The following is a 13,455-nucleotide window of genomic DNA, read 5'->3' as shown; positions in this document are numbered from 1 at the left end:
TGTTATGCGGCGCCCGGCAAATCAAACAGCGTGCGCGCCTCGGCGGGCGTCGCGATCTGCGCACCGAGTTCCTCGATGATGCGGCGTGCCTTGTCCACCATCACAGCGTTGGACGGCGCCAGCACGCCGCGGCCGAGCATCACCGCATCTTCCAGACCGGTGCGGGCATGACCGCCGGCGAGCACCGATTGTGCCACCATGGGAAATGTGGAGCGGCCGATGCCAATGGCCGTGAAATGCGCATCCCGCGGCAGCAAACCGCGCGCATACAGCACCGTTTCCGGCGACGGCTGGAAGCCGTATTTCACGCCCATCACGAAGGAGGTGAGCGCCGGGCCGCTGAGCGTACCGTCGGCGAGCAGATCGTGCAGCAGCGCGATATCGCCGGAATCGAACAGTTCGATCTCGGGTTTCACGCCGGCCTCACGGATGACTTTCGCCATGCGGCGTACATTGCCGGGCGTGTTGATCACCACCTGCCCGCCGGAATTCATGGTGTTGAGATCGAGCGTGCAGATATCGGGCTTCAGCGCCGTGATATGGGCGACGCGTTCTTCCGGATTCATCAGCGTGGTGCCGGCGGCGGCGACCTTGGGATCGTCCTGCGAGGGCACGAAGCGACCGCCGGGACCAGTCGTGATGTTCAGGATCAGGTTGCGATTGCGGGCGCGAATGCGCGCGACGACGTCCTGATAATATTCGAGCTTCATCGACGGCGCGCCGGTGCCGGGCTCGCGCACATGGATATGCGCGACTGCCGCGCCGGCTTCCGCGGCACCGAGGCAGGCGTCGGCGATTTCTTCCGGCGTGATCGGCAGATGCGGCGTCTGGTCCGGCCGCGTCAGGTTGCCGGTAACGGCGCAGGTGATGACGATCTTGTCGAGCATCGGGCGCATCAGTCTCTCTCCTTACAACGCCCGGCCGCCGTCGACGACGATCAGCGAGCCGGTGGAATAGGTCAGGTGGGTGGCGCAGGCCGCGATCGCGCGGCCGACATCCTCGGCCGTCGCAACACGCTTGAGCGGGATGGTCCCCGCGACCTTTTCCAGTGCGGCCGCATCGCGGCCCGGCACGAAGTCAGTGGCCACGACGCCCGGCGACACTGCCATCACGCGTACCGCCGGCGCCAATGCCCGCGCGAGCGACTTGGTCATGGTATCGATGCCGGCCTTGATCGCCGCATAAGCCAGGTTGGAGCCGACGCCATTCAGCCCCGCGATCGAGGAGACGTTGACGATGAGCCCGTCGCCGCTCGCCTTGAGCAGCGGCGCGAAAGCGCGGATGGCCGCGAACTGGCCGCGCCAGTTCACCTTGAACATGTCGTCGATGAACTCATCGGTCAGCGCGTCGAGATCGCCGATCGGGATCGGCTTGGTGTAGCCCGCGGTGTTGACGAGAATATCGCAGCGACCGAACGCTCGCTCCACCTCGTCGGCAAGCGCCACCAGCGTTGCGCTGTCTTCAACGACCGCGCGTCTGGCCAGATGGCCCGCGCCCGGGAGGCCGGCCAGCAATGCGTTGGCGGCTGCTTCTCCGGAGCGCCAGGTCACGACGACACGGGCGCCTTCAGCGGCCAAGGCTTGCGCGGCCGCGGCGCCAATGCCGCCCGAACCGCCGATCACCACGGCTACCTTGTTTGCGAGAATATCCGGCATCGACAGCTCACTTGATGGGAGGTTGCGGGAGCACGGCTTCGCCGGGCTCCATCACGAAAGTGTAGGATAGGCTGAACCATTCACCGGAGACATCCGGAGCGGGCGGCGCGCCCTCGCCCTTGCGGAAATCGCCGATCAGCGCACGCGTCACGCCGAATACGACGTCGCTCTCCAGATGCTCGTCATCATCGACGAAGATCTGCGTGATCAGCGTTTTGAAACCCGGCCTGAAGGCAAGCACATGCAGATGCGCCGGCCGGAACGGATGCCGGCGCTGCGCGGCCAGCATCTCCCCGGTCGGACCATGAGTCGGCACCGGATAACCAGCGGGCTTGACCGAGCGGAAGGCGAAGCGGCCATTCGCATCGGTCTCGAACACGCCGCGCAGATTCATGTCGGCCTGACCGGCGTCCTGGTTTTCGTACATTCCGGATGGCGACGCCTGCCAGACATCAACGCGGACATCCGAGAGCGGCGCTCCCTGCGCATCGGTGATGCGGCAATCGACGAAAAGCGGCGCACCGGGCGTTGGCGAACGCAAGATCGAGGCACCGTTTTCCACCCGCGGAGCATTCGCCCGCCAGAACGGCCCGAGCAACGCGGCCGCAGTCTCGCTGGCGCCATCCTTGCCGTTGTTCAACAGGCAGACCAAGGTCGAAAGCCCGACTGCGTCGCTGAAGAGTACGCCTTCATTGTGGGTGTCGTTCGTCGCCTGGCCGATGCGATTCAAAAAATCGATGGCGAATTCGAACTCCGCCTCCGTCAGCCGGACCTCGCGCGCAAAGTCGTGCAAGTGGCGAACGAAGGCGGTCATCACGGTGCGCAGCCGCTCATTGGGCGCACCGCCCATCGCGTCGAGCACCACCTGGGTAACGTCTTCCTGGCGGGTAATGATCATCGCCACTCCCTCAATATTTTGCGTTGGCGCCAGCCAAAGGCCTGCGCAATCGATTGCACAGTTAGCGCAATCGATTGCGCACGTCAACAACAACGCGTAATTTGAGGGTCATGGCCGGAATGACGACAATCAAGGATGTTGCGCGCGAGGTGGGAGTGCATCCGTCCACCGTATCGCGCGCGCTTGACCCTGCCCGCCGCGGGCGCATCGGCGAGGCCGTGGTGCGCCGCATTCTGGAAGCCGCGGAGCGGCTGGGTTACCGCCCGGATACGGTCGCTGCGAGCCTGCGCAGCGGCCGGTCGAACATGGTCGGCATCATCGTCCCGGACATCGCGAATCCTGTCTTCTCGCCGATCATCAGCGGCCTTGAAAGCGTGTTATCGGCGCGCGGCTACGCGCTGATCGTTGCGGATCCACAGCCACGACGGTCGGGCGACGAGGACATCGTTCAGCGGCTCGTCGCTCGCCGCGTGGATGGCCTCGTGCTGGCGAATGTCGCCCTCAAGGATGACGCGGTCGAGCGTTGTCTGAGTTGGAAAGTCCCTGTCGTGCTCGTCAATCGCGCGGAAGCGCAAGCGCGTGTGCCTTCGGTGGTCTCGGACGACGTCGCCGGCATGCGGCTCGCAGTCGCTCATCTTGTCGAACTTGGACATCACAGCATTCTTCATCTCGCAGGGCCGCAAACGCTATCGACCGGCTCGCTCCGGCGCCACGGTTTCATGGACGCGATGAGAGCGACGGGCTTTGCACCGACCGAGGACGATATCGAAGAAGCCGAAGCATTCACCCGCGACGCCGGAAAGGCTGCCGCACTCAGACTGCTCGCGCGGCGCCCCGAGGCCACAGCCATCGTCGCGGCAAACGATCTTCTGGCACTGGGCGTCTACGAGGCTCTGCGCGACATCGGCAAGCGATGTCCGGAAGACGTGTCGGTGATCGGCCACAACGACATGCCGCTGGTAGATTTGGTGGACCCGCCGCTATCCACTATCCGCATCAGCCACCGTGAGATGGGAGAACAGACCGGCGAACTCCTGCTCGACCTGATCGAGGGCGTCCGCGGCGATGCGCGTCACGTGGTCACGGCTCCCTTGCTCGTCGCGCGTCGCTCGACTCGACCGCCGCCAGTTCTGCGATAGCCGCGGCGGCAGCGCCAGGAAGAAGCCGCTGTATTGATCTCAGTTGACCGAGACCGATCGTCGGCCACGAGAGCCGCGCCAGCTCGCAGGCGCATGGGGCAACGCTGCGTATGACGACGAGCGCTTGATCGCCGCGGCGCGATGAAGCGCACGATTCTTCAACGCAAGCATCCATGCGATCAGGCCCGACGCATTACTGCAATGTGCCGCCGACCCCGACGGTGGAATCAGCGATGTCGTTCTCAATCCAAATTGCCTGGGCATTCAAACCTCCGTCCGGGAATCACAGGCTACGCCGAGGGGCGCTCCGAATTCCAGCCGAGGTTGAATTTATGCACCACAGTTGGGTGCATTCACTTGCGCTAGGTCAATCAGTGCAGAACGGCGTGCACCATCTGCTCATCCAACGGACGCGCGGCCATCTGCGCACGCAGCTCGGCCAGTTCGGTTTCGAGTTGCTGGTTGACGAGGATGAGCGCAGCAATGGTACCGCGGGTGTCGCCATGGCAGGCGGCGATGAGGTCATCGACTTCCGCGTCTAGCTTGGTCATTGAAAATCTCCTGCCACGCTTTCGGTTGCCTTCAAATATCGGCCAGGCGTTGCATCAATATTAAAGGATACCGGAGTCCTCGGCTTCATCCTGAACGTGCATGAATACCGGTTAAGGTCGCCTTTCCGGGCTCCGAGAATCGACATGCGACTTTCTGCAATCGCCCCAGCCACAAGCTCAATCGCTGCGCTGCAACCGTCCATTGATCGCAAAATCACCAGTTTCTGGCCATGGACCGCCAAGGCGGCTATGGCCGCCATCCGCGGCGACATATCATCCACCGCGCCGGCGAGTTGCTGGTCAAGAACTTACGGACTTGGTTACCATCGAAGTGGACCAGTTCGGCCGTGCCCGCCGCGAGATGACCGCGCGGCCCCTGCCGGCGGCTGCAGCTGACCTGAATACAAAGCCTCTGCGCACCGTATCGGTACGCAGAGGCTTCGTTGTCCTAGCCGAAACCTGCCACGGCATGCGGCACGTATGGCGCCTCAAGCGCAGCGATTTCCTCGCCCGATAGCTTGAGCGAAAGCGCAGCCACCGCATCCGTCAGATGCGCCGGCTTCGAGGCACCGATGATCGGCGACGTGATCCCTTTCTTCTGCAGCAGCCAAGCCATCGCGACCTGCGCCTGCGGCACGCTGCGCGCCTTGGCGACCGCGGCCACCTGCTCGACGATCTTGCGGTCCGACTCCTCGGACTGCACATAGAGCGTCTTCCCGAATTCATCAGTCTGCTGGCGCTCGCTGGTCTGATCCCAGGCGCGCGTCAGGCGGCCACGCGCCAGCGGGCTCCACGGCATCACCGCAATCTTCTGATCCGCGCAGAGCGGCAGCATCTCGCGCTCTTCCTCGCGGTTCAGCAGATTGACATGGTTCTGCATGCTGACGAATTCGGTCCAACCATTGAGGCGCGACGTATAGAGCGCCTTGGAGAACTGCCAGGCATACATGCTCGACGCGCCGATATAGCGGACCTTGCCGGCTTTCACGACGTCGTGCAGCGCCTCCAGCGTCTCCTCGATGGGCGTGTTCTTGTCGAGACGATGGATCTGATAGAGATCGATATAGTCGGTGCCGAGACGGCGCAGGCTGTGATCGACCTCGGTCATGATCGCCTTGCGCGACAGGCCCATGCCGTTCGGACCCTTGCGCATGCGGTTATAGACCTTGGTTGCCAGCACCACGTCGTCGCGCCTGGTAAAATCCTTCAGCGCGCGGCCGACGATTTCCTCCGACGTGCCATCCGAATAGACATTCGCCGTATCGAAAAAATTGATGCCGAGCTCGATCGCCTGCTTGATCAGCGGCCGGCTCTTCTCCTCATCCAGCGTCCACGCATGCGCGCCACGATCCGAGATGCCATAGGTCATGCACCCCAGACACAGACGCGAGACATCCAGACCGGTGTTTCCAAACTTGACGTAGTCCACGGCGCTTCTCCCTTGTTGTTCTCTTTGGTTTCTATTTGCGTTTGACGAAGTCTGCGAAGGCATCGGCATAGTCGGGATGCCAGCGCGACAGCGCCGGCCTGTTCTCGACGACATCGCCGGTCGCCCACAACATGCGGCGTTCATCGAGCGCCCGTGGCACGTCGTTGTCCGGGCAGAGGATGTAGAAGTCGCCAGCTTCAAGCCGTTGCATCATGAAGTCTACCGTTTGCTCGGCTGTCCACGCCGCATCCGGCTTCTCGGTGCGGCCACCGGCCGCGAGCGGCGTAAAGACGAAGCCCGGGATCAGCAGATGCGCAGAGATCTGGCAGCCCCCGGTATTGCGCAGCTCATGCGCCAGCGCTTCCGTATAGGCCTTCACGCCGGCCTTCGAGACATTGTAGGCGGGATTGCCGGGCGGCGTGGTGATGCCCTGCTTGGAGCCGGTATTGACGATCAGGCCCGGACGCTTCCGCGCGATCATGTCCGCAACGAAGGCCTGACAGCCATTGACGATGCCCCAGAGATTGACGCCGAGCAGCCGCTCCCAATTATCGCGTGGTCCGAGCGCAGAAGTCGGCACTTGAATGCCGGCATTGTTCATCAGCACATCGCAGCCACCGAAGCGCGCCTGCACATCGGCGGCGAGCCTCGTCATCGCGCTGACGTCACTGACATCGACCGCGGCCGTCATCACATCGTCACGTCCGCCGCGCGCCACGCTGGCGATCTTGCCGGCCGCGTCCATCAGGCGATCCTCGCCAAGATCGACAATGCAAATACGCAGGCCCAGCCGCGCAAACGCCGTTGCTGCGGCAAGGCCAATGCCCGACGCGCCTCCCGTGATGACGGCAACGGAACCGGGGGACAGAGCGGCGTGGGACATATCGTTCTCCAGATCGAGGCAAGTCCAGGCAACTGCGTATAACATCAACGCGCGTGATCGCATCTCACAACAGCGCTAACGCGTGCACCGGCGCCCGTCCGCGCATGGCCTAAGACTTCTTGCCGTGAAACACCTGATTGATGGTCTTGATCGCACCGGTGTCGGACGCGGCATAGCCGGTAATTTCAGCAGCGCGTCGCGGGTGGCAAATCGGCCAATGTGATCTTCGACGACGCCGATCCGGATTCCGCCACCAAGGCCGCTGCCTCCGGCATCTTCTTCAATTCCGGGCAAGTCTCCCATGCGCGGCGATGGGGTTCCCCGCCTTTACCCGTTTCGCGAAAACGATATATTCGGCGCGCTACAACGACACTTCAATCAAATGTCCGGGAGGATCACATTATGGGCTTGATGCAGCCAATCTCTGCCACCGCGCACCCCTATGCGAACGGCTCCTACAAGCAGATGCTGATCGACGGAAAATGGGTCGATGCCAAGTCGGGCAAGAAGTTCGAGACGCATAACCCCGCCACCGGCGAGTTGCTTGCTACCGTCGCAGAAGGCGACGCTGGGGATATCGACCTCGCGGTCGCCGCCGCCCGCCGTGCCTTCGAAGGTCCGTGGAGCAAGGCCAAGCCCTATGAGCGCCAGGCGCTGCTGCTGAAATTCGCTGAGCTCGTCGAGAAGAATTTCGACGAACTCGCTTTGCTCGATACGCTCGATATGGGCGCGCCGGTCATGCGTACCTTCGCGGGCAAGCAGCGCATCCTCGGCATGCTGCGCTTCTATGCCGGCCAGGCCACGCTGATCTACGGCGAGACCATCGAGAATTCGCTGCCGGGCGAGATCTTCTCCTACACGCTGAAGGAGCCCGTCGGCGTCGTCGGCGCGATCATTCCGTGGAACAGCCCGCTCAGCGCAAGCATCTGGAAGATCGGTCCCGCCATCGCGACCGGCTGCACCATCGTGCTGAAACCTGCGGAAGAAGCACCGCTGACCTCGCTGCGCCTCGGTGAGCTGGCATTGGAAGCCGGCTTCCCGGCTGGCGTCATCAACGTCGTGCCGGGCTATGGCGAAACCGCCGGCGCCGCGCTGGCGTCGCATATGGACGTCAACAAGGTCGCCTTTACCGGTTCCCACTTCACGGGCCAGTCGATCATCCGCGCCTCGGCCGGCAACCTCAAGCGCGTGTCACTTGAGCTCGGCGGCAAGTCGCCGAACATCGTTTTTTCGGATGCCGACCTCGATGCCGCCGTTCCCGGCGCCGCCATGGCGGTGTTCGCGAATTCCGGGCAGATCTGCAGCGCCGGTACGCGTCTGTTCGTCGAGAAGAAAATCTATGACGAATTCGTCGGCCGCGTCGCCGAATTCGCCAAGAAGCTGAAGGTCGGTAATGGCGCCAATCCCGACACCCAGCTCGGACCATTGGTCTCCAAGGAACAGCTCGATCGCGTCACCGGCTACCTCACCACCGGAAGCGGTGAAGGCGCCAAGGCACTTTCCGGCGGTGGCCGCCTGATGGACGGCGAACTGTCGAAGGGCTTCTTCGTGCAGCCGACCGTGTTCGCCAATGTCCAAGACAGCATGAAGATCGCGCAGGAAGAGATCTTCGGGCCTGTGATCTCCGCGATCTCCTTCACCGATATGGACGAACTGGTGCAGCGCGCCAACAACACGACCTTCGGTCTCGGCAGCGGCGTCTGGACCAGGGATGTCAGCAAGGCGCATCGCCTCGCCAAGGCCCTGCAGGCCGGCTCGGTCTGGATCAATTGCTATCAGGCGATGGATCCCGCGGTGCCATTCGGCGGCTACAAGATGAGCGGCTACGGACGCGAGTCCGGCGTCCACCACATCGACGAATATCTCAACATCAAGGCGGTCTGGATCAACACCTGATCGCGACGCGCCAAAACACGGAGGCGCGGGGTGAGGAGCCCCGCGCCTTTTTGCATCTCTCAACCCGCCTCAGGCCGCTGCGGCGGCTCCATACAGATCCCGCAGCTTGCGCTTGAAAATCTTGCCTGTCGATTCACGGGGCAGCGCGTCGTGGAAATGGATTTCCTTCGGCACCTTGAAGTTCGCCAACCGCTGCTTGAGATAGGTCTGGATATCCGCCGGCGAAATCTGCGCACCATCCTCCAGCTCGACGCAGCCTATCAGCCGTTCACCGAACTCGTCGTCGGGCACCCCAAACACCGCGCAATCGCGCACGCCGTCCATGCCGATCAGCGTGTTCTCGATTTCGGCGGGATAGATGTTGACGCCGCCGGAGATCACCATGTCGCGCTTGCGATCGCACATGAAGAGATAGCCGTCCTCGTCGAGATAGCCAACGTCGCCGACGCTGATGAGGCCGTCGCGACCGGCTTCGGCCCGCGCGTCCGGGCGGCCCTGATAATCGAAATCCGGCACCGATGTCTGCCGCATGAAGATTTCGCCGGGCACGTTGACCGGACATTCCTTGCCATCCGCATCGAAGATCTTCACTACACCGCCTTCAATGGCGCGGCCGACAGTGCCGGGCTTCCTCAGCGCCTCCTCCGAGGAATGCCAGATCGGCACGCCGGTCTCGGTCGAGCCGAGATATTCGTTGATCACCGGTCCCCACCACTTGATCATTGCCTGCTTGACATGGATCGGGCATGGCGCCGCGCCGTGGATGATGAAGCGCAGTGACGACAGGTCATAGCGTGCCTTCACCTCGTCAGGCAGCCGCAGCAGCCGCACGAACATGGTCGGCACCATATGCATATTGGTGATGCGATGCTGCTCGGTCAGTTGCAGCAAGTCCTCGGGATCGAAACGCGGTTCGAGGACAATCGTGCTGCCATGCCGGAACGCCATCAGTCCGTACGAACTCGGCGCCGAATGATACATCGGCCCATTCATCAGGATGATCTGGTTCTCGTTCGGCTTTAGCCCATAGGTGATACCGCCGACGCGTTCGGATGCCGCCGCCTGTTCGGGCGTCATCGGCGCACGCGTCACGCCCTTCGGGCGGCCAGTGGTGCCCGACGTGTAGAACATGGTCAGCGCGCGTTTTGGCGGATTATCCATCGGCGCATGCTGCTCGCGCCACGTGTCGAAATCCGTGCAACCGGCGGGTGGTTCAGTCGCCGCACCGGGAACACCATAGGCGGCCGCGATTTCCGGCGGCGTGCGGACGATCAGAATCGGAAATCCTTCGGGCAAGCTCGCGGCGATCTGAGGCAGCAGGTCGGCGTGACAGACGAGCAGCTTTGCACCGCTGTCGGCGAGAATATAGCTGACCTCCTCGCCCTTCAGATGCCAATTGATCGGGACGACGCGCGCGCCCAGCGCACCGGCGCCGAACGCCGTCTCGAACAGCGCGAAATCGTTGCGCAACATCATGCCGACCGGCGCACCGGCGCCCGCACCGAGGAGCTTGAACCCGGTCGCCACCTTGGCGATACGCTGCATGATATCCGGATAGCTGATGGTCCGGTCGCCACTGACGATCATGATGGTGTTCCGATAAAGAAGGACATGGATGGCGGATAGCGCCGCCAGATTATACCCGGCGGCGCATCAAGCACAGGGCTATTGATCGTCGAGAACCTTGCCGAACCCGACCCAGCTCTTGCCGTCAAAACGACGTAGCAACAATTGCTGGAACGGCAAGTAATCATCGGGGCCGGTTGTCACCGTAATACCGGGCAGCAACAGTGGCAGTTCAACGTCCTTGAGCGAAGCCGCCTGACGTTTGATGTTCTCGCTGCTGAAGTCGTCCTTGCAGGCCCTGAGAACGGTCGCCAGCAGCGTGGCATAGTGATAACCGGCGGAGTAGTTGGAATTGTTGAGATCTGCACTGGGCATGTACTGCTTCATGAACGCGAAGAACTCCTTCACGCCGGGATCATTGGCCCACTGAACGTCGTTGACATCTTTCTGGTTGCTGGACGAAATCATGCCGACGGCATTTTCAAGTCCGGCCGGCGCCAGAAACGAGATCGACGCCGCTGACGTGGGCAGGAATGTCAAATCCGGTTTCCAGCCCAGTTCGGCAACTCCCTTGATCAGCTGTGACGTGAACTTCCCGAGCACCACACCGAACAGCACGTTGGCGTTGGACGCCTTCAGTGTCGCAAGCTGCGAACTGATGGTCGGCGCGCTGGTTTCATAGCTTGCTTCGGAAACGATCATCGTTGCGGCCTTGGCGCCGAGTCCGCGCTTGAAGCCATTGACGTAGTCGCGGCCGAAATCATCGTTCTGCGCCAGGATGGCAATCTTCGCATCAGGCTTTGTTTGCAGAATATATTTGGCGTAGATCACGCCCTCGGATTCGTAAGCCGCCATACCGGGCATCGTGTAGGGAAAGTTTTTCGGATCGGCCCATTTGGTTGCGCCTGATAGCACGAAGAGCTGCGGAATTTTCTTGCCGTTGAGATACCTATGCACGGCGTTGTTGGTCGCGGTTCCGAGCGAGCCGAACATGACCTGCACCTCGTCCTGTTCGACCAGCTTACGCGTATGTTCGACGGTCTTCGGCGGTGAATAGGCGTCATCGAGGCTAATGAACTTGATTTTGCGGCCGTTGATGCCGCCTTCCGCATTGATCTTGGCGAAATAGGCCTCCTGGGTGCGACCGATCGCACCAAAGCCTGACAGCGGACCGCTATAGGGCAGCGTCTGCCCTATTCTAATTTCTTGCTTGGTGTCGGCCGTAGCTTGCATCGGCGCATTCACGCAGACGGCAAAGGCGAACAGCCCAAGCGTCCTCAACATGACTGAAGTCACGATCATCTTCTCCCTATTTTTCTTGATCGGGCCGCGCTTATGCGCGCGCCCGTCTCGCAAAGTCTCCGGTCGCCTCGCCATATTCGCGCTTCAGGCGATCGACGAGTTCGGCCACCGGCGGCGCATCGGTAATCTGCCCGATGCCCTGGCCGCAGCCCCAGATGTCCTTCCAAGCCTTGACCTTCATGTTGCCGCCCGAGCCGAAGTTCATCTTGGTCTTGTCGGCCACCGGCAGATTGTCGGGATCGAGACCGGCCGCAGCGATGGACGGGCCGAGATAGTTGCCATGAATGCCGGTGAACAGGTTGGTGTATACCGTGTCATGTGCAGCGAATTCGGTCAGCGCCTTCTTGTAGGCCGGGTCGGCATTGGCTTCTTCGGTCGCAATGAAGCGCGTGCCCATGTAAGCAAGGTCCGCGCCGAGCGCGAGCGCCGATGCGATTCCATAGCCATCGGATATCGCGCCCGATACCAGCACCGTGCCCTTGAACCACTGCTTCACTTCGCGCACAAGCGCGAAGGGCGATAACGTACCGGCATGGCCACCCGCACCGGCGCAGACCAGAATCAGGCCATCGACGCCCTGCTCGGCCGCCTTGCGCGCGTGCTTGACGTTGATGACGTCGTGAAACACCACGCCGCCATAGGAATGAGCGGCCTCGACGATCTCCGAAGGCGGGCGCAATGAGGTGATGATGATCGGAACCTTGTGCTTCACACAGGTCTCCATGTCCTTCATCAGCCGGTCGTTGGAGGCGTGACAGATCTGGTTGACCGCATAGGGTGCGACCTTCTTGCCGGGATTCTTCGCCTTGTAGTCCGCGAGTTCATCCTCGATACGCGTCAGCCACTGATCGAGCATCTCGACGGGCCGCGCATTGAGAGCCGGAAACGAGCCGACGATGCCGGCCTTGCATTGTGCGATGACCAGTTCGGGGCCGGAGACGATGAACAGCGGGGAGCCGAGCACGGGCAGCTCGAGGGTGCCATCGAGGGCTTTGGGGAGCGACATGGGCGTTTCCTTATATTTTTATACCCGAACTATAGGGGTTGACCGGGTGCGCGTGTTGTTCGAATTTGAACAATCGACTTTCCGGATTTGATCACATGGACTGGGACCTCTGCCGCACCTTCAATGCCGTCGTCGACGCCGGGAGCTATCTCGGCGCGTCCAGGCAATTGCGCACCAGCCACCCGACCGTCAGCCGCGAAATTGCGGCTCTGGAGAAGCAGCTCGGCACCAAGTTGTTCGTACGCTCCGACGAAGGGTTGGTGCTGACGGCGCGCGGCCGGCGGTTTCATGAAAACACAAGGGCGATGGCAGAGGCTGCGCTGAAAGCCGAGGCGGTTGCAGGTGCTTCGGGCCAGAGCGCACGCGGCGTGGTCAAGGTATCGATCGGGCCAACGCTGGCGAATTTCTGGCTAATGCCGCATATCGGCGCGTTCATCCGCCAGCATCCCCATATCGAGATCCAGCTGGTGACCCACCCGTTCCCGGTCAGCGTGCGCAAGCGCGAAGCCGATATCGTGCTGCGCCTCTATCAGACCGGCGACGAAAATCTCACGGGACGGAAAATTGCGCGGTTGGGGGTTGGCTTCTACGCCTCGCGCGACTATGCGGCGCGACGCCCGCTGCCCGAGCAGCGCGCGGCCTGGAAAGACCACACGGTCATCGGCTTTGCCGACAAATCCACGAATTCCGAGCTCGGGCGCTGGAGTGACCATATCACCAAGGACGCCACCGTCGCCATCCGCTGCTCCTCGCAAGCCGACATGCTCGCGGCGGTCCGCGCCGGGATCGGCATTTGCGTATTGTCATGCATCGTCGGCGACGCCCATCCGGATCTGGTTCGCGTCGCACCGCAGAAACTCACCAGCCTCTCAGATATCTGGCTGCTGGCCCATCCGGACCTCGTCGATCAGCCGCCGGTGCGCGCGGTGCTGGAATTCATCACCGCCTGCGCGCGCGACGATCGTGCGCTGCTACGCGGCCGTTGATACGGCCCTCGCCGGGACACGGCGGATGACGATCCCGAACGCGGCCATGGCCAAAATTTCTCCGGTGAGTGACATCAGCCACAAGATGCGACAAGCTCAAGCCGTGTCAAATTGCTGCTCGCGTCCGACTGCCACTCAACTGTG

12 protein-coding genes and 1 pseudogene are annotated in these 13,455 nt (G+C 62.2%); 4 read left to right on the top strand and 9 right to left on the bottom strand.

Annotation, left to right across the window (positions count from 1 at the left end; all coding sequences use genetic code 11):
- Nucleotides 1-2 precede the first annotated feature (2 nt).
- The 3 genes from ACEK02_RS04590 to ACEK02_RS04580 are packed head-to-tail and all read right to left on the bottom strand — an operon-like array spanning nt 3 to nt 2,553.
- On the bottom strand, nt 3-887 hold the full coding sequence (locus ACEK02_RS04590) for a 3-keto-5-aminohexanoate cleavage protein (RefSeq protein ID WP_371420694.1): 885 nt from the start codon (nt 885-887) through the stop codon (nt 3-5).
- A gap of 21 nt (nt 888-908) precedes the next feature.
- A complete protein-coding gene (locus ACEK02_RS04585) occupies nt 909-1,625 on the bottom strand; it encodes an SDR family NAD(P)-dependent oxidoreductase (RefSeq protein ID WP_371420616.1) in 717 nt (238 codons plus the stop codon).
- Between the two features lie 37 nt (nt 1,626-1,662).
- Nucleotides 1,663-2,553 carry a dioxygenase gene (locus tag ACEK02_RS04580; protein ID WP_371420615.1) on the bottom strand — a complete coding sequence of 297 codons (891 nt, stop codon included), beginning with the start codon at nt 2,551-2,553 and terminating at the stop codon, nt 1,663-1,665.
- A 119-nt stretch (nt 2,554-2,672) separates the two neighbouring features.
- Between ACEK02_RS04580 and ACEK02_RS04575 the strand changes: the two genes are divergently transcribed.
- Nucleotides 2,673-3,692 (top strand): LacI family DNA-binding transcriptional regulator, encoded by a 1,020-nt coding sequence (locus tag ACEK02_RS04575; protein ID WP_371420614.1) that lies wholly within the window; start codon nt 2,673-2,675, stop codon nt 3,690-3,692.
- Between the two features lie 371 nt (nt 3,693-4,063).
- Here ACEK02_RS04575 and ACEK02_RS04570 read toward each other — a convergent pair whose 3' ends face one another.
- The 3 genes from ACEK02_RS04570 to ACEK02_RS04560 form a co-directional block, all read right to left on the bottom strand.
- Complete coding sequence (locus tag ACEK02_RS04570; protein WP_371420613.1) at nt 4,064-4,243, bottom strand: hypothetical protein; 180 nt, start codon at nt 4,241-4,243, stop codon at nt 4,064-4,066.
- A gap of 448 nt (nt 4,244-4,691) precedes the next feature.
- Nucleotides 4,692-5,672, bottom strand: a complete 981-nt coding sequence (locus ACEK02_RS04565) for an aldo/keto reductase (protein WP_371420612.1) — start codon at nt 5,670-5,672, stop codon at nt 4,692-4,694.
- A 31-nt stretch (nt 5,673-5,703) separates the two neighbouring features.
- A complete protein-coding gene (locus ACEK02_RS04560; protein WP_371420611.1) occupies nt 5,704-6,555 on the bottom strand; it encodes an SDR family NAD(P)-dependent oxidoreductase in 852 nt (283 codons plus the stop codon).
- Nucleotides 6,556-6,712: 157 nt separating this feature from the next.
- Here ACEK02_RS04560 and ACEK02_RS04555 point away from each other — a divergent pair.
- Together ACEK02_RS04555 and ACEK02_RS04550 are read left to right on the top strand one after the other, a co-directional pair.
- Nucleotides 6,713-6,861 (top strand): annotated as a pseudogene (locus tag ACEK02_RS04555) (aldehyde dehydrogenase family protein); the annotation flags it as partial.
- A 96-nt stretch (nt 6,862-6,957) separates the two neighbouring features.
- Nucleotides 6,958-8,451, top strand: coding sequence for an aldehyde dehydrogenase family protein (locus tag ACEK02_RS04550; protein WP_371420693.1), 1,494 nt, complete (start codon nt 6,958-6,960; stop codon nt 8,449-8,451).
- Nucleotides 8,452-8,520: 69 nt separating this feature from the next.
- On the opposite strand, the gene ACEK02_RS04545 is transcribed toward ACEK02_RS04550, so the two are convergent.
- From ACEK02_RS04545 to ACEK02_RS04535, 3 genes are all read right to left on the bottom strand, one after another.
- On the bottom strand, nt 8,521-10,038 hold the full coding sequence (locus ACEK02_RS04545) for an acyl-CoA synthetase (RefSeq protein ID WP_371420610.1): 1,518 nt from the start codon (nt 10,036-10,038) through the stop codon (nt 8,521-8,523).
- A 78-nt stretch (nt 10,039-10,116) separates the two neighbouring features.
- Nucleotides 10,117-11,250, bottom strand: a complete 1,134-nt coding sequence (locus ACEK02_RS04540) for an ABC transporter substrate-binding protein (RefSeq protein WP_371420692.1) — start codon at nt 11,248-11,250, stop codon at nt 10,117-10,119.
- 100 nt (nt 11,251-11,350) lie between these two features.
- Entirely contained in the window at nt 11,351-12,325 is a 975-nt protein-coding gene (locus ACEK02_RS04535; protein ID WP_371420609.1) for an NAD(P)H-dependent flavin oxidoreductase, read from the bottom strand.
- Nucleotides 12,326-12,420: 95 nt separating this feature from the next.
- On the opposite strand from ACEK02_RS04535, the gene ACEK02_RS04530 reads away from it, so the two are divergent.
- Nucleotides 12,421-13,311, top strand: a complete 891-nt coding sequence (locus ACEK02_RS04530; RefSeq protein WP_371420608.1) for a LysR family transcriptional regulator — start codon at nt 12,421-12,423, stop codon at nt 13,309-13,311.
- Nucleotides 13,312-13,455: the final 144 nt, after the last annotated feature.

Source organism: Tardiphaga sp. (genome assembly GCF_041424195.1).
Lineage (GTDB): Bacteria > Pseudomonadota > Alphaproteobacteria > Rhizobiales > Xanthobacteraceae > Tardiphaga.
The sequence above is the reverse complement of the archived record's forward strand: the minus strand, read 5'-3'. Positions and strand labels throughout refer to the sequence as shown.